The sequence below is a fragment of the Lysinibacillus sp. BS3 genome, assembly GCF_039614735.1.
GTDB lineage: Bacteria > Bacillota > Bacilli > Bacillales_A > Planococcaceae > Lysinibacillus > Lysinibacillus capsici.
The window spans coordinates 3833747-3850531 of the sequence record NZ_CP154860.1; the positions used below are offsets into that span (position 1 = coordinate 3833747).

18 protein-coding genes are annotated in these 16785 nt (G+C 38.2%); 10 read left to right on the forward strand and 8 right to left on the reverse strand.

Annotation, left to right across the window (positions count from 1 at the left end):
• The first annotated feature begins 43 nt into the window (after positions 1 to 43).
• Entirely contained in the window at positions 44 to 1468 is a 1425-nt protein-coding gene (locus AAJG31_RS19080; RefSeq protein WP_054549904.1) for an o-succinylbenzoate--CoA ligase, read from the forward strand.
• Positions 1469 to 1598: 130 nt separating this feature from the next.
• Positions 1599 to 2750, forward strand: a complete 1152-nt coding sequence (locus tag AAJG31_RS19085) for a transglutaminase domain-containing protein (protein WP_048391056.1) — start codon at positions 1599 to 1601, stop codon at positions 2748 to 2750.
• 21 nt (positions 2751 to 2771) lie between these two features.
• Here the strand turns inward: AAJG31_RS19085 and AAJG31_RS19090 are convergent, their stop codons facing one another.
• The 4 genes from AAJG31_RS19090 to ytzI all read right to left on the reverse strand — a co-directional run bounded on the left by AAJG31_RS19090 (position 2772) and on the right by ytzI (position 4489).
• The gene (locus AAJG31_RS19090) at positions 2772 to 3812 is read right to left on the reverse strand and encodes a zinc ABC transporter substrate-binding protein (RefSeq protein WP_054549905.1); all 1041 of its coding nucleotides are present in this window, start codon (positions 3810 to 3812) and stop codon (positions 2772 to 2774) included.
• 109 nt (positions 3813 to 3921) lie between these two features.
• On the reverse strand, positions 3922 to 4155 hold the full coding sequence (gene yidD, locus AAJG31_RS19095) for a membrane protein insertion efficiency factor YidD (protein WP_279495829.1): 234 nt from the start codon (positions 4153 to 4155) through the stop codon (positions 3922 to 3924).
• Positions 4152 to 4313 (reverse strand): hypothetical protein, encoded by a 162-nt coding sequence (locus tag AAJG31_RS19100; protein ID WP_004225927.1) that lies wholly within the window; start codon positions 4311 to 4313, stop codon positions 4152 to 4154. Before AAJG31_RS19100 ends, yidD begins: the two co-directional genes overlap by 4 nt.
• 29 nt (positions 4314 to 4342) lie before the next feature.
• Positions 4343 to 4489 (reverse strand): YtzI protein, encoded by a 147-nt coding sequence (gene ytzI / locus AAJG31_RS19105; RefSeq protein WP_004225932.1) that lies wholly within the window; start codon positions 4487 to 4489, stop codon positions 4343 to 4345.
• 137 nt (positions 4490 to 4626) lie between these two features.
• On the opposite strand from ytzI, the gene AAJG31_RS19110 reads away from it, so the two are divergent.
• The gene (locus tag AAJG31_RS19110) at positions 4627 to 4944 is read left to right on the forward strand and encodes a hypothetical protein (protein ID WP_009371464.1); all 318 of its coding nucleotides are present in this window, start codon (positions 4627 to 4629) and stop codon (positions 4942 to 4944) included.
• A gap of 46 nt (positions 4945 to 4990) precedes the next feature.
• Here AAJG31_RS19110 and AAJG31_RS19115 read toward each other — a convergent pair whose 3' ends face one another.
• The 4 genes from AAJG31_RS19115 to AAJG31_RS19130 all read right to left on the reverse strand — a co-directional run bounded on the left by AAJG31_RS19115 (position 4991) and on the right by AAJG31_RS19130 (position 9542).
• A complete protein-coding gene (locus AAJG31_RS19115) occupies positions 4991 to 5662 on the reverse strand; it encodes an AroM family protein (RefSeq protein ID WP_112116405.1) in 672 nt (223 codons plus the stop codon).
• A 5-nt stretch (positions 5663 to 5667) separates the two neighbouring features.
• On the reverse strand, positions 5668 to 6810 hold the full coding sequence (locus AAJG31_RS19120; protein ID WP_279495823.1) for an amidohydrolase: 1143 nt from the start codon (positions 6808 to 6810) through the stop codon (positions 5668 to 5670).
• Positions 6807 to 7877, reverse strand: a complete 1071-nt coding sequence (locus tag AAJG31_RS19125; protein WP_279495821.1) for an amidohydrolase family protein — start codon at positions 7875 to 7877, stop codon at positions 6807 to 6809. The genes AAJG31_RS19120 and AAJG31_RS19125 overlap by 4 nt, the downstream gene beginning before the upstream one ends.
• 63 nt (positions 7878 to 7940) lie before the next feature.
• Positions 7941 to 9542: an ABC transporter substrate-binding protein gene (locus tag AAJG31_RS19130; RefSeq protein WP_279495819.1), complete on the reverse strand. Its 1602-nt coding sequence runs from the start codon at positions 9540 to 9542 to the stop codon at positions 7941 to 7943.
• Positions 9543 to 9761: 219 nt separating this feature from the next.
• Between AAJG31_RS19130 and AAJG31_RS19135 the strand changes: the two genes are divergently transcribed.
• From AAJG31_RS19135 to AAJG31_RS19165, 7 genes are all read left to right on the forward strand, one after another.
• On the forward strand, positions 9762 to 10724 hold the full coding sequence (locus AAJG31_RS19135; protein WP_004225947.1) for an ABC transporter permease: 963 nt from the start codon (positions 9762 to 9764) through the stop codon (positions 10722 to 10724).
• A gap of 2 nt (positions 10725 to 10726) precedes the next feature.
• Positions 10727 to 11593 (forward strand): ABC transporter permease, encoded by an 867-nt coding sequence (locus AAJG31_RS19140; RefSeq protein ID WP_004225950.1) that lies wholly within the window; start codon positions 10727 to 10729, stop codon positions 11591 to 11593.
• 17 nt (positions 11594 to 11610) lie between these two features.
• Complete coding sequence (locus AAJG31_RS19145) at positions 11611 to 12633, forward strand: ABC transporter ATP-binding protein (RefSeq protein ID WP_054549910.1); 1023 nt, start codon at positions 11611 to 11613, stop codon at positions 12631 to 12633.
• Positions 12617 to 13633: a dipeptide ABC transporter ATP-binding protein gene (locus AAJG31_RS19150; protein ID WP_279495815.1), complete on the forward strand. Its 1017-nt coding sequence runs from the start codon at positions 12617 to 12619 to the stop codon at positions 13631 to 13633. Before AAJG31_RS19145 ends, AAJG31_RS19150 begins: the two co-directional genes overlap by 17 nt.
• Positions 13634 to 13667: 34 nt before the next feature.
• On the forward strand, positions 13668 to 14621 hold the full coding sequence (locus tag AAJG31_RS19155; RefSeq protein ID WP_066038100.1) for a DUF1177 domain-containing protein: 954 nt from the start codon (positions 13668 to 13670) through the stop codon (positions 14619 to 14621).
• The gene (locus tag AAJG31_RS19160) at positions 14614 to 15882 is read left to right on the forward strand and encodes an ArgE/DapE family deacylase (RefSeq protein WP_054549911.1); all 1269 of its coding nucleotides are present in this window, start codon (positions 14614 to 14616) and stop codon (positions 15880 to 15882) included. The genes AAJG31_RS19155 and AAJG31_RS19160 overlap by 8 nt, the downstream gene beginning before the upstream one ends.
• Positions 15883 to 16016: 134 nt before the next feature.
• Entirely contained in the window at positions 16017 to 16778 is a 762-nt protein-coding gene (locus AAJG31_RS19165; RefSeq protein WP_279495812.1) for an IclR family transcriptional regulator, read from the forward strand.
• Positions 16779 to 16785: the final 7 nt, after the last annotated feature.

The window sequence follows — 16785 nt, forward strand, 5'->3', positions numbered from 1 at the left end:
AGATGGGAAAGCGTTAAGATGTAGGGTGATTGGAGTGACAAAGATGTATCCTAACTGGATTTTACAAAGAGCTTATTTAACACCATTCCGCAAGGCACTTACCTTTAAAAAGCAAAGCTGGACTTTTCAAGAATTGAATGATGAATCAATAAAACGTGCTCGACAATTAGTAACACTCGGTATTCAACAGGGTGATCGAATTGCTATTATGGGGCCAAGTAAGCCTGAGCTTGTAATCATGATGTATGCCTGCATGCATCTGCAATGTGAAATGGTGATGCTTAATCGTAGACTATCACAGGATGAGCTAGCTTATCAGCTAGAGGATTCAGAGGCTGTAGCGGTATTAGTTGCCGATGAGGATGTAGAAAAGCTACCAACTGAAACAACCTATCATTTATTTTCAGCAATTGAAAAGGGTGCAGAGGGTGCAGTAGATATTGTCAAGGAATGGCCTCTTCATCAAACAACAACTATTATGTATACGTCAGGTACAACCGGCTTCCCAAAAGGGGTTCGCCAAACAGTTGGAAATCATCAGGCTAGTGCCACTGCCTCCGTTTTAAATATTGGGCTACAGGCTCAGGACGTTTGGCTATGCGCGGTCCCTTTATTCCATATTAGTGGGTTCTCCATTTTAGTGCGTTCACTGCTATATGGAAATCAAATCTTTTTATATGAGCAATTTGATGTGGAATCTATCGCACAAAATATTATGGATGGGGATGTCACCCATATGTCTGTTGTAGCGGTGACCTTGGAACGAATTCTACATACGCTAGAGCAACGCAATGCGAGAGCGTCATCTTATTTTAAGTTAATGTTAGCTGGAGGTGGACCTGTTCCCGTTGATTATTTAGCGAGAGCACATGCGTTAAATTTAGCTGTCGCACAAACATATGGGATGACAGAAACCTCTTCACAGACAGCCACATTGGCAAGTGAAGATGCTATGAGGAAAATTGGTTCTGCTGGAAAGCCTTTATTTTTTAATCAAATTATGATTGCTGAGCCAAATGCTAAAGGTGAAGGGGAAATTTGCATTCGAGGTCCTCATGTCACACCTGGCTATATTGGACGTTTTGCACAAAAAAATGCAACGAAGGCTGGCTGGCTTCATACAGGTGATATTGGTTATGTGGATGAAGAGGGTTATTTATTCGTCATTGATCGAAGGGCAGATTTAATCATTTCAGGGGGAGAAAATATTTATCCTGCAGAAATAGAAAATGTACTACTCACACACCCAGCTGTCAAAGAGGCGGGTGTATGCGGTATGCCTGATGAACAATGGGGTCAGGTACCCATTGCATTTATCGTGTTAAATGAGCAGGTATCTGTTGAGCAACTAAAGGCCTTTTGTTTACAGAAACTTGCTAAATATAAAGTGCCTAAAGAAATGATTATTACAGACAGTCTTCCGCGCAATGGTGCGGATAAATTGTTGAGACGGAAATTATTACAATAAAAATCTTGTTAAGAAGTCTTCTAAAAAGGAAGGCTTCTTTTTTATTTGAACTTTTAGCATGAAATTAATCATTTATTAACATAATAAAAAAAGAGAGGCATAAACTATTTAGTAAAGGAGAATGACTCATATGAGGAAATATATATATAATGTTGTCATTATATTATTTGTTCTACAAATGAGTCATGTGCAAGTATTTGCAAACTATGAAAAAGAAGATGTAGCAACAGCTCATTCAATTGAAACACTACAATCTCTCATTAATAAAGAAGTTATGCATCTATCATCCGAATTCTCGATTCGTTATACTGGTGACTTAGCCGAGATAAAAGATGAACTAACAGAAATTACTAAAAATGCAATTGAAAACTCTTATATTTATACTAATATTTCAAGTTTCCAATGGAAGTACGAAGGTTATAGCAATAATATTGTCATTGCCTTTGCATTTACGTACCATCTATCACAAACAGAGGCGTTATTTGTCGAGCAAACTTTGGAAAATATTATTGCACCTATGCATGGATTAAGTGACATAGAAAAACTACAGGCTGCACATGATTTTATTGTATTGTCCGCGGAATACTCTAAGGAAACAGAAGGAAGTCAATATTCTCCATATACATTATTAACGGAGAATAAGGGCGTCTGTCAGGCATATGCTTTAGTGCTATATCGAATGTTAGAAATGCTGGGTTTTGAGGTACAATATGTACCAGGAAAAGTAGGAGAACAGCTACATGCCTGGGTATTAGTGAAACTTGATCATGCTTGGTATCATATTGATGTGACATGGGATGACCCTTTGCCTGATCGTAAAGGAGAAGTTCGCTATCAATATTTTTTAGTGTCGGATCGCCAATTAGCACAAGATCATACCTGGGATTATGCAAGTTTCCCTGCTGCAACAAGCGAAAAATATATAGATTTACAGGAAGAAACAAAAAGACAAAGTTTAGCGTCACCTATACAACATCAATTGAATGAAATTATGGGGTTATCAATCATCGGAGAAAATCGGTTAGCCGTACAACCATTAGTGGAGCAGCCGATGAAGCTTGTTACTCAAAAAACAAATAAACAAGACAATTTAGTTCAGTTTAACTTTACTGAGTGGCCACCTATGCTAGTAGAAAGTAGTATAATGGCTTTTGTTGTCCTTCAGCCAAAAGCTAAGCATGTGACTAAGCAAAAAACAATGAAGTGGCTAGGGTCTTTTTATCGAACGGAAAAACGGATGCCACAAGAAAAATACGTCATAATAAAGGAGGTGTCCCAATAGAGGGGCACCTCCTTACTCATATTATTGAACGCTTAAAGCTTTTTCTAATGTTTGAATATTTTTTTGCATCAATGTGAAATAGGTTTCCTTATTTTTTTCATCATCAGCTGTTAATACGCTTAAATTATGCAAGACAAGAGATTCTGCACCAACTTCTTTTTGAATAATCTCTGCTAATTTGGAAGAGACATTTTGCTCAAATAAAATATAGTGAATGTGCAATTCATTTGCTTTGTCTACAATCTTTGTTAATTCCTTTTGAGATGGCTCATTTTGTGAATTCAAGCCAGCAATCGGCACTTGAGTTAAGCCGTATTGACCAGCAATATAGCCAAATGCAGCATGGGATACAAAGAATGTTTTATTTTGTGCTTTGTCAGTCATTGCTTCGAAATCTTGATCTAAATCCTGTAATTCTTTTACTAATGCATCATAATTTGTGTTAAAAGTTGCCTCCTGAGCTGGCATTTTTTCAACTAGTGTGTTTTTGATAGCCAGTGCTAAGTCTTGACTAATTGTAGGAGATAACCAAACATGCGGATCGATATCGCCATGCTCATGCTCATCATGTCCATGTTCTTCACCTTCATGTTCATGCTCTTCCTCGGTTGTACCGTGCTCATGCTCATCATGAGCGTCTGCTTCATGTTCTTCCTCTTCTGCATGAACATGTCCTGTGCTTACAGCTAATTTTTCATCTGAAACGTCATCAGCAGTTGCCACCATTGTGACATCTTCGTTCGCTAAAGTTTTTTTAGCGTTTTCTACAAAGCCTTCAAGTCCTAAGCCAATATAGAAAAAGATATCAGCATCTGCTAATTTCATCATATCTTTTTGAGTTGGCTCGAAGGTGTGTTCATTCGCACCAGCTGGGTAAATTGAAGCTACTTCAACATAATCTCCACCAATGCGCTGTGCAAAATAGCTTAATGGATAAACCGTTGTATAAATACTTAATTTATCTTTTTCCTCAGTCTTTTGGGATGTGGACGATTTGTCTCCACAAGCGGCAGTAAATAAAGCAAGAACTGCGACTAACAATAATACAGATAGTTTTTTCATATAAGTAAGATACCTCTCTTAAATAGTAATCATTACGATTTATTTTTTAGAACAGTTATTATAATAACGCACAACTTAAAAAAGTACAAGAAAAAAATGCCCTCCGAAATTAATTCTTTTTCGAAGGCCATTTTTCAGGCACAGGATCAAAGCCACCAGGATGAAATGGATGGCATTTGGATATACGTGTAATGGTTAAGAGGAAGCCTTTGAAGGCACCGTGCTTTTGAAAAGCTTCGAGCCCATAAGAAGAACAGGTAGGATGAAAACGACAAGTAGGTGGCGTCATAGGTGAAATAAATTGTCTATAAAACTGGATGAGCCAAATAAAGGGGTATTTCATCGTTGCTCTTCCTTTTGCTGAGACGTATGTTGTTCAGGTTTTGGATCAATTGTTTGTGTAAAAATATTATTTTTTTTCTTCATAATGATAATGACAGAAACACCAAACATTAGCATCATCATCGCAATCATAATGATAATTGGTAAAGGTACGCCCATTTCTTTCACTCCAAATTCAGTAATGGTATTTAATTTTCCTCTTGATGATAGTTTTGCTTCGGTTTTTCATCAACAGTATGTTTAAAGGCATAGGCACGGTTGACACTGATAATTGTCGCAATGGTGATTAAAATAACGATGATAACTGCGACTATTAAGAGCGTAGTTAAACTCATAGTATTCACTCCGTTCTTTATTCATCATACCTATTATAAATTATCTGGTTCTATTAATTGTGAAGGAAGTTTGACATAAAAGCGAATAAAACACCACCTATCACCCCATACTATGGAAAAAGGAGTGAATCGTAAAGATGGATCGTCAGCGCGTATATTTTTCACTTGCCAATAGAACGTATTATACCAACCCATATGCAGGGCCATGGAATTTCGAACTCAATGTAGATCGACAAGCATTAGATGTATTTGAGAGAATCTTTCAGCAAATGCAACTGTTAGAAATTTCGAATGCATGGCGTGCACAGTTACCGTATATACAGTATCACCAAGACAGAGAAAATGATGAAATAGATAAAAGATTAATGAAAATCTATGCACTTGTTCATGAATATGGAGATGATGATACGAAGGCATTCGTTGAGCAGCTTCCTTATTTCAACAAACGTGTCTAGCGAATAGGGGAAAAGGTCACTGAATCAGAAGTGACCTTTTCTTCTATTAACAAATGGCTTTTAAAATTGTAAAAACCGCTTCTCGAGGGACGATGATGGGGATAGTGAGTTGATCTTTAATCATGTTTTTCATTGTTGTGGAATAGCCCATACAATCAAGAATAAGCAAATCGGCTCCTTGCTCTTCTAATTGTTGTGCTTTTGACAATAAATGTTGGTTATCAAAGTGGTATGGGGAGCTTGCTGAAAAAGTTACATCGAACTGTGCTTTTTGCCATTTCTCTGCAACCGTTCGATGTTGTTCGGGTTCGGGGCCTATTAAACCAATGGCTAATTCTGTATGTAAGCCCTTCACTAAATTAGTCATCATACGATCAGGTAGTAAAAGATTTTTATAGGATAATTTATTCGTAAAATCTCCTGTACACATAAGTAGTATCCAAGTGAATTCATGTAGATCATCAATGCAGCTTTGAATATAAGGCATGAGCTTTTGTTTACTGAGCTTTACTTGTCGACCATTGGTAAGAAGTGTCACTAAAACATCTGAGTCCTCAAGAGAAGGCGAAAGTGTAGCAATTTCCTCTGAGGATAGTAAATCAAGTACACCGAATTCATGAACATCTAAACCTGCTTCTCTTAATTGCTGTATATCCTCTGCCATATCTTTACGAGGTGCCTGACCAATTGTTACAACGGCAATTTTCGAATGTTGCATTGCGCTCACTCCGCTTCGTAATATTTTTGTCCATTTACATAAGTTTGTAAAACCTTTGCTTCTGTTTCAAAAATAGGGTGCGACCAAACAACAAAATCAGCATCTTTGCCTTCCTCAAGGCTGCCAATGCGGTGATCAAGCTGTACAAGCTTAGCTGCATTGATCGTAATACTTTTGAGGGCTGTGTCTTTATCTAAACCATAACGAATCGCTTCTGTGGCACAATACTTTAAGTATTGAATTGGTACAAATGGATGATCTGTCATGATAGCAAATGGAATATTATGTTCTTTAAAAACGGCAGCAATTGCTGGTGTAGAATGACGCGTTTCGTATTTAGATGGCGTTAACATATAGGGCCCAAGCGTTGCATGGAATCCACTTTCTTTAACGGCATCCACAATGAGATAGCCTTCTGTGCAGTGCTCTAAATGAAGCTTCACATTAAATTCTTTGGCAATTCTAATTGCTGTCATAATGTCATCTGCTCTATGGCAGTGAAGGCGAAGTGGCATGTCGCCTCGAAGTACTTCAATAAACGGGCGTAACTCAGCATTTTCTTTAATTTGCTCAGTTTGTTGTTGTTCATTGAGTTGACTTGCACGTTGGAAACCATCTCGTAAAAGCTGTGCAATGGCCATACGAGTCATCGGCTTGCGCTTATACTGATTGCCAAAGACGTTTTTCGGATTTTCCCCTAGGGCCCCCTTTAAACCGCTCCGCTCTACTAAAACACGAGAGGAAAGGGTAGGTCCTGCTGTTTTAAGAATGCTCCAAATACCACCTATGACATTGGCACTACCTGGCCCAGTTTGCACAGTGGTTACGCCCCCTTCTAACGCATGTTGAAAGGAAAAGTGTCGGATATCTACACTGTCTAAAGCGTGCATAAGAGGTGTAAAGGGTTCGCTATATTCATTGGCATCATTAATGTCTTCAGTGACTTCAGCCCATGTTCCGACATGTGCATGAATATCAATTAATCCTGGTGTAACATAAGCTCCCTGTAGATCAACTAGCTCTGCTTGTGGGGGAAATTCTTTGGCTGGTCCAATATAAACAATACGCCCATCTTCGATCCATAACTGTTCACAAGTATCGTTCTGCTCATTGACTGTATGAAACTTTGCATGATGATAAATAATCATTGTGTAAACCCTTCTTCCCGTGCATAAACTTTTGTTCCTTTAATATAGGTTGCGACAACCTGGGCATCTAAATTTAATGGATGCTTATCCCAAATAACAAAATCAGCAAGAAGACCATCACGAATAGCACCTGTTTTATGGGCAATCCCTAGAAAATTTGCAGCCCCGGTTGTCAGAGCATATAGCACGTCCTGGCGTGCCATACCTTCTCTTACAGCTAAGCATCCTTCTAATGTTAGATGCGAGGTGCTACTAACAGGATGATCCGTACAAAAAACGAATGGAATATTGTTCTTATACAGTTGATGATACAGTTTGGGTGATAGTGCCATCATCTCATTGTGCTCAATATATCGAAATGTAGGACCAGCTATAACCGTATTAAAGGATGTTTCATGAAGGAATGTAATTTCAGTGCCATGGATAATATGAAAATCAAAAATTGACCCAAATTCTTGTTGAAGGCGGCTAATGAATTCAAGATCAACAGCTTTGTGCGCTCGAATAACGATTTTCGTAATGGACGGCTCCTGTTGCTGAATTTGTTGTAATGTTTCTCTTAAAATTTTGGCCATGCCCATACGAGTGAGTGGTTTTTTCTTTTCAGCGAAAAAAGTACTTTTTGCCTGATGTCCAATAGAGAAGGAATAAGCCACATCTTTTGAAATAACCATTTCATCAACCGTTGTATGTGTATGGTGAATAATAGCCGTTTTTGCACCTATCAAGCTTTTAGGAGAGGGAACAATATGAGATGCAGTCACCCCATGAGAAACAGCTTTTTGAAAAGCAGTATCAAATGGGTATATGCCATCAACTACAGAGTATTGCAAATGTGAGTCAAATTCATAGCTATCATCACCTTCCCAACGAATCCCTATTTCAGCTAGACCGATTTGTGAGCAGCTATCGATAAAACCTGGTGTAATATAGTAGCCATCTAAATCCAACTCTGTTTCAGGTGAATGAGTAGCGGGTTCAAAGTATTGCCCTTGCACTTGAAAAGATTGCTTATTAAAGCTACGAGTCTCAGAATTAAAAACAAGTCCATTTATATAGCGTGTCATCGGGTCAAATCTCTCCTTATGAAGAGAAAAGCGGAGACTGGTATCTCCACTTTTCAAGTTTAATTATTTAGTAATGGATACGTTTGTACCATTTGGATGCACAATTTGTACGGAGTTATCAGCAGAAACCTCAAAGCCCTGTACTTTTTTGTTTACACCTGCAACCGTTTGTGTTGCCTCTAATTCAATACGAGGAACATCTGCTAAAATCAGCTTTAATGCTTCTTGGTATAATTTTGCACGTTCTTCTTGCACTACTGTTTCTGATACGGCGCGTTCTAATAATTTATCCACTTCTGGATTGCTGTAGCCTTTACCATTTCCTAACGCACCAATTTGATTTGTGTGGAATAATTGATAAAGGAAGAAATAAGGATCTGGGTACCAAGTCCAGCCACCAATATTCATTGGCGCATTACCCTTTGCCACAGTATCACTGTAAGTACCCCATTCAAGCACTTTTATTTCCACATCAATATTTAAGTTCTTCTTTAACTGACTTTGGAAAATCGTTGCGTAAGGAACACGTGCTTCTGATACGAAAATCTCTGTCTTGAAGCCATCAGCGTAACCAGCCTCTGATAGTAATTTTTTTGCTTCTTCTGGATTATATTTTGGTACCATATCAACTAACGATTGATCATATCCCCATGAACCAGGTGGTAATGGTAAATAAGAAACATCGCCGCCACCCCATTGGTTAACGCCAGAAATAATTTCCTCTACATTTGTTGCCATATAAATCGCTTCACGAACGCGTTTGTCAGCAGTTGGACCTACTTTGTTATTAAGATCAAGATAAACAATCGATAGACCTGGATTTGTTAAAAGCTCAAGGTTACTATCTTGGTTGATGATTTCTCGGTTTTGACCTTTAACGTCCATGGCAATATCAATATCACCAGAACGTAATGCGTTTGTCATCATATTTTGATCGGAGATAAACTTCATTGTTAAGTTATCGACATTTGGCTTATCGCCCCAGTAATTATCGTGACGAACTAATTTTACTTCTTGGTCTTTTTTCCATTCTGTTAGTTGGAATGGACCTGTACCAACAAAGTGTTCAGAAAAATTATCGCCCCATCCTTCAACTTCTTCTTTTGGAATAATAATATTCCCTGCATCCGTTAGCATAGCAAGTAGGGCAGCATTTGGTGTAGCTAAGTGAATCTCTACTTCATAATCCGATAACACTTTCACTTCTGTTACACCACTTAAACGATTCATAGCAGATTCTTTAGCAGAGCGTTCTAAAGAGTATTTCACATCTTCAGCTGTCATTTCACGGCCATCCTGATACTGACCTTTTTGGAATTTAACACCTTCGCGTAATTTGAATGTGTAGACTAACATATCCTCTGATACATTCCATTCAGTTGCTAACGAAGGGATGATATCAGATAGATCTTTGTTATAAACAACTAACGTATCACCCATTTGACGCATTACCTGTGATTCATAAACCCCTGTATATTTGATAGGATCAAATGTTTTTGCATTGGCTGACAGACCAATATTTAATGTGCCTCCAGAAGTAGCTTCTCCCTCTTTTTCATCCGTTGAAGTACTTTTCTCAGTGTTTCCACCACAAGCAGCTAAAACACCAATTAGTAAAGTTAAAAAGAGTAGTAGTAAAGACTTTCTTACGTTTAATTTCTTCATATGCACTAGCCTCCTTAGTTTTTGTTTCACAATATGAACCGTTGATTCAAAAATGGTAGGTTCGAGATTAAAATTAGCACACTTGTAAATAGAAAGTAAATATAAAATTACAAAGATTCAGAAAAAAATATATTTACAAACAATTATTGAGTGGTGTACTATGTGATTATTCACAATATGAACCACTGATTCTAATAATGAAAAGGAGGTCTTGCTAAGATGGGCTCATTTATTTTAAAAAGATTAGTTAACCTCATCCCGACACTGCTAGTAGTAGGAATTATCGTCTTTATTATTACGCGAATGATTCCTGGTGACCCGGCTTCAGTCATGCTTGGACCACAAGCGAGTGTAGAAGATGTAGAGAATTTAAGAGAAGAGCTAGGATTAAATAAATCCATGCCTTCGCAATTTATTTCATATGTAGGAGATCTAGCACAGTTAAATTTAGGATATTCCTATTCTTATAGTGAGTCTGTCATCGGACTTATTCTCGAAAGGTTCCCTAATACAGTGATATTGGCATTGGCAGCGCTGTTAATAGCAGTCGTGATTGGCATCCCAGCAGGAATATTTGCAGCGAGAAAGCAAAATACCATCATTGATTATGTTGTAATGCTTGTGTCATTAGTTGGTGTATCTATGCCAATTTTCTGGTTGGGTATCATGCTTGTCTTATTCTTTAGTGTTAACCTTGGTTGGTTCCCAGCAACTGGGATGGGGAATATCAGCGATGGCCTATGGACCTATTTGAAGCATTTAATTTTGCCAGCATTTGCTTTAGCAACGATTCCAATGGCGACATTTGCACGGATTACCCGTTCAAGTATGTTAGAGGTTATTTCGCAAGATTATATTAAAACAGCTCGTTCTAAAGGTATTAAAGAATATTTAGTAATTGGTAAACATGCATTTAAGAATGCGCTAACACCGATTTTAACCGTGTTAGGAATGCAAATTTCTAATTTACTGGGCGGAGCGGTTTTAACAGAAACAATTTTTAGTTGGCCTGGGATGGGTCGATTAATTGTAGATGCCATTGATAAACGTGACTTTGTAGTCGTCCAAGGTACTGTTATTTTCATTGCGTTTATCTTTGTGCTTGTTAACTTAGTAGTCGATGTACTTTATAAAGTGGTTAATCCTAAGGTCAATTTAGAATCGGATGGGGGGAAAAAATAACAATGACTCAAGCAATCGTCCAAGAAACGAAAAAAAGAAATACGTTATTGCGCAAGTTGCTAAAAAATAAATTAGCGACAATTGGGTTAATCATTGTCACTTTAATGGGTATTGTTGCTATTTTTGCCCCATTAATTGCTACCCATCCACCGAATGAAATGATTGTCGGTAAATCGTTTTTACCGATGAATACAGAAGGACATTTATTAGGAACAGATAACTATGGCCGTGATCTGTTTAGTCGCTTAGTTTACGGTACACGAATCTCAATGATTGTTGGAATTGCGGCGGTGCTATTTGGTGCTGTGTTTGGCACACTGCTAGGCTTAGTGGCAGGGTATTTTGGTGGACGCATTGATTCCATTATTATGCGCACAATGGATGGTCTTTTCGCATTCCCATTTATATTACTAGCTATTACATTAATGACGGTATTAGGGCAAGGACTTGTCAATGTTATTGTTGCGATTGGTATTGCTAATATTCCAGGTTTCGCACGACTTGTTCGAGGACAGGTGTTAAGTGTAAAAGAGGAAGAATTCGTTGAAGTAACGCATTCTTTAGGTGCTACACATACGAGGATCATTTTTAGCCATATATTACCGAACTGTTTAGCCCCTTTAATTGTCTATGGAACGATGAGTACAGCTGGCGCTATTATTTCAGAAGCTGCCCTTAGCTTTTTAGGATTAGGCGTTCAACCACCGACAGCTTCATGGGGCAGTATTTTAAAAGATGGCAAAGACTTTTTAGTATTAAATCCCCAAATGGCAACATTTTCAGGCATTTGTATTTTATTAACAGTTCTTGGAATTAACCTATTAGGGGATGGATTACGAGATGCACTAGATCCGAAAATGAAAGTTTAATGGAAGGGGGTGGAGTCATGACTGAACGTTTACTAGATGTAGAAAACTTAACAGTAGAATTTAAAAGTGGCGGCTCTACAATGAAAGCTGTTAATGGAGTAAATTTACAATTAAATAAGAAGGAAACACTAGGTATTGTGGGAGAGTCAGGATCAGGAAAAAGTGTTACAGCCACTGCTCTCATGCGTTTAATTCCATCTCCGCCAGGAAAAATAACGAATGGAAAAATTCTATTTAATGGCCGCGATTTAATCGAAATTTCTGAAAGGGAAATGCGCAATGTGCGAGGCAATGACATCTCAATGATTTTCCAAGATCCAATTACAAGTTTGAATCCTGTCTTAACAGTGGGCAATCAAATTATTGAAGTCATCCAAGCACATGAAACAATATCGAAGAAAGATGCCGCTATCAAAGCCGTCGATATGTTAAAAATGGTTGGGATTCCTGAGCCAGAGAAACGATTAAAAATGTATCCTCACGAATTTTCAGGTGGAATGCGTCAGCGTGTCATGATTGCTATTGCCCTAGCTTGTAACCCGAAACTACTCATTGCTGATGAGCCAACAACTGCACTAGATGTAACTGTACAAGCTCAAATTCTTGATTTAATGAAAAAATTACAACAAGAACATGATACAGCCATCATTATGATTACGCACGATTTAGGTGTAGTTTGGGAGCTATGTGACAAAGTAAATGTTATGTATGCAGGTCGTACAGTAGAGTCTACTACAACAAGACAGCTCTATGAAAAACCTTTACATCCCTATACGTGGGGATTATTAGAGTCTCAAATTACAATGGGGACTCAAGAGCAACAAAGGCTGCCGGCTATTCCTGGTAGTCCACCAGATTTAACAATGCCACATAGTGGCTGTCACTTCTCAGCACGATGTCCTTTAGCGACAGATATTTGTCGTAGTACTGTGCCTGATTTAGTGGAAGTACAGGACAACCATTTTGTAGCCTGCCATTTACAAGCAAAAGATCAAATTGTCCCTAGGAAGGAGGGAATTTTTAATGCAACAGTACAATGAACTTGTCTTAAAGGTAAGTAATTTAAAAAAGCATTTTCCCATTAAAAGTTCAATTCCTTTTAAAAAACCAACACAATTTGTGAAGGCGGTAGATGGTGTAAGTTTTGAGTTATATAAAGGTGAGACACTGGGGATTGTGGGAGAGTCGGGGTGTGGTAAATCAACGGTTGCCCGTTTAATCAACCAGCTAATTTCACCAACAGAGGGAATAGTTGAATTTAAGGGAACGGATTTAGCAAGCTTAAATTCAAAAGATATCCGCTCTGCTCGAAAATCCATCCAAATGGTTTTCCAAAATCCTTATGCATCACTCGATCCTCGTAAAACGATTGAATATCTTATTGCTGAGCCATTAGTGATCCATGGGATTGGTGATGAGGCATCCCGTAAAAAGCGAGTGGTTGAATTACTTGAAACAGTCGGATTAAGTGCATACCATGCAAAGCGCCATCCACATGAATTTTCTGGTGGACAAAGACAACGTATAAATATTGCTCGGGCTCTTGCACTGAATCCAGATATTGTGGTGTGTGATGAACCTGTTTCAGCATTAGATGTCTCTGTACAGGCTCAGGTTATCAATCTATTAAAAGATTTACAGAAAGAATTCGGTTTAACCTATATTTTTATTTCACATGATTTGAATGTGGTGAACTACATGTGTGATCGTATTGCTGTCATGTATTTAGGAAAAATAGTGGAAATTGGCACATACAAGGAAATTTATAAGATCCCTCAGCATCCTTACACACAAGCCTTGTTATCGGCCATACCTAAGGAAAATCCTTTTGATAAAAAGGACCGTATTATTTTATCTGGCGATGTTCCAAGCCCGGTTAATCCCCCGAGTGGCTGTGCATTCCATAAGCGTTGTCGTTTTGCTACAGAAAAATGTGCAGAGGTCCAACCGACACTTGATACAGTATCAGCTACACATCAAGTATCGTGTCATTTATATAAGTCGATACAGCAAGAAGTACATCAATTTAACGAAAGATAAAATTTATTGAAGCAGAAAAAGGAGCGGACTGATTATGTCATTGAAGCATGTTATTGAATTATACGAGGTAATGGATAGTATTTATGTAAACGGAGACACGATTAAGAAGTATTTACACAATATTGATTCCACAGCAGATGTCAAGGTAAAAACTATTCAAGGCGAAAGCGGCTCAACAGATTTTGTTCGCGTCCTCGTGAAAGGAAAGAATGGCAAATCCTCTGGCGGAAATGCACCTACATTAGGAATTATTGGACGATTAGGTGGTATCGGAGCACGCCCTGAAATGACAGGCTTTGTATCAGATGGAGACGGCGCACTGGCATGTCTGGCAGGAGCAGCAAAAGCTATTGATATGGCCTTAAAGGGTGATCAATTAGAGGGTGACGTTATTTTCTCCACACATATTTGTCCAACAGCTCCAACCTTACCACATGAGCCAGTGCCATTTATGAACTCGCCAGTGGATATTAGTGTCATGAACGAAAATGAAGTAGAAGATACAATGGATGCTATTCTATCAATTGATACAACAAAAGGCAATCAAGTATGTAACCATAAAGGATTTGCGATAACGCCAACTGTCAAAGAAGGTTACATATTAAAAATTAGTGATGATTTATTGCACGTATATACACAATCTGCTGGCATTTCTCCAGTTGTCCTGCCAATCACGATGCAAGACATTACACCCTATGGTAATGGTTTATTCCATATCAATAGTATTTTACAACCAGCAGTTGCAACATCTAGCCCTGTTGTAGGTGTAGCGATTACAACTGAATCTGTTGTGGCAGGCTGTGCAACAGGTGCAACCCATGTCACAGATGTAGAAAATGTTGTGCGATTTGTGTTAGAGGTAGCAAAAACTTACGGTGCTAATAAATGCTCTTTCTTTGATGAAACACAATTTACACATATGAAAGGCTTATATGGTAGCATGAGTCATCTACAAACGAAAGGAAAGGAGGTACACACACATGAATGATTTACAAGCACTTAAAGCTCAATTAGTAGAGGCAGTTGAAAATCATCAAGATGAATTGATAGCGTTTTGTTCAAAGCTCATTCAAATTCCAAGTGTCAATCCTCCAGGGGATACGACTGAAATAACAGCTTTTATCGAAAACTATTTAAATGATGTAGGCATTACTTATCAAAAATATGAAGCTGCTGATAAAATGTTTAATTTAGTAGCTTCTATTGGAAATGGGGAAGGAAAAGAACTCGTTTATTGTGGCCATACCGATGTTGTTCCTGTCGGTGATCTATCAAAATGGGATTTTGATCCGTTTTCAGGAGAAGTGAAGGATGGCTGGATGCTTGGACGTGGGGCGAGTGATATGAAAGCCGGTTTAGCAGGTATTATTTTTGCAACAAAGTTATTAAAGAAACTGAACATTGAACTACCAGGGAAATTAACTTTGGCGATCGTACCAGATGAAGAAACTGGCGGTGAATTTGGTGTTCCTTGGCTGTTAGAGCGAGGCTATGTGCAGGGAGATGGTTGTTTAATCGCTGAGCCCTCTTCACCTTTAAACCCAACTATTGGACAAAAGGGCTCTTACTGGTTTGAATTAGAGGTGCGTGGGGAACCTGGTCATGGAAGCCTATCACCATTGGCTGGACGAAATGCCATTGTTGATGCAATCCGAGCTATACAAGAGATTCGTACACTATGGGATGTAGAAATCACAATTCCTGAAGAGGTAAAGCCACTTATCGAGGTATCAAAAAAATACATGCGTGAAGTGGAGAAAGATCGCTTGAAATATCAAGAAGTTTTAGAGAAAATTACTGTAAATATTGGTACAATTGAGGGAGGTACGAAGTCAAACGTAATCCCAGATTACTGTAAGGTCCAGGTCGATTGTCGTTTACCATTTGGTATTACACAAGAAGAAGTAACAGAAATCTTGACAACTAAACTAGATGGCTTGGCTATCGATTATTCAATCCAACGTTTTGGCTTTAAAAGCGTAGCCAATTATACGCCTGCTGAAAATCCTGTATGCCAATCGATAGTGGAAAATATATCATATGTTACAGGGCAAGAGGCATATGGTGTCATGCAATGGGCAAGCAGTGACGCTCGTCATTTCAGACAATATGATATTCCTGTATTGCAATACGGCCCAGCTTATTTACCAAGTATTCATGGTTATAATGAAAAAGTGCGTGTTGAGGATATCGTACGCTGTGCAAAAGTTTATATAACTGCTGCTGTTGATTTCCTATATCAAAAGTAAGAGATTAGCTACTCTCTTACTTTTGATAAAGTGATATCAGGTGCTGACGGCTGCTAAATCTGTCGATTATTTCCCCCTTAAGAGAGAGATTTGCAGCCGTTTGTACAGATAAATAGTTCAGAAGGATGAGAGATATGCTAAAGACATTAAATTTATCAATTGCGGTTTTAAAAATGTTTACAAAGGAAAAGCCCACATGGGGTGGTCGAGAGTTAGCACTGGCGATGAACATGAATCATACAAATTTATATCGCATTCTTGAAACCTTCGAAAATAATGGGTTTATAACAAAAGATCCTATAACAAAAAAATATTCTCTTGGTATTGCATTATGGGAAATAGGTATGAATATGTATGATTCATTAAACATAGATCAGCTATGTATGCCAGTTCTTGAGAAATTAAAGGATGTCACTGGTGAAACAGCTATTTTTACCGTACTGAATGGACTGGAAGCGTTAACATTACTGAAAGCAGAGCCTGTAAATAAGGTGAAGTTTACAGTTTCAAGAGGAAGTAGATCGCCACTGTATGTAGGAGCATCTTACCGTTCAATGCTTGCTTTTTTAAATGAAGAGCAAATTGCAAAGGTAATAGATGAACCATTAACAGCTTATACAAATAATACGATGACAGATGCCACAGAAATAAGGGCAGAGCTAGAAAAAATTAGAACATGTGGCTATGCACTTAGTAACAGTGAGTATTCGGTCGATGTATTGGCGCTAGCAATGCCTATATTTAATAGTGAGGAACAGGTCGTAGCGTCTATTACCGTTTCTGGACCAATTTATCGTTTTACAGAGCAACGTGTTCCTGATTTTTTGGGACCTTTAACGGAAGCTAGAAATGAAATAGAAGGAATTATTCGTAGATATCATTTGTATTTTAATTAAGGAGCCC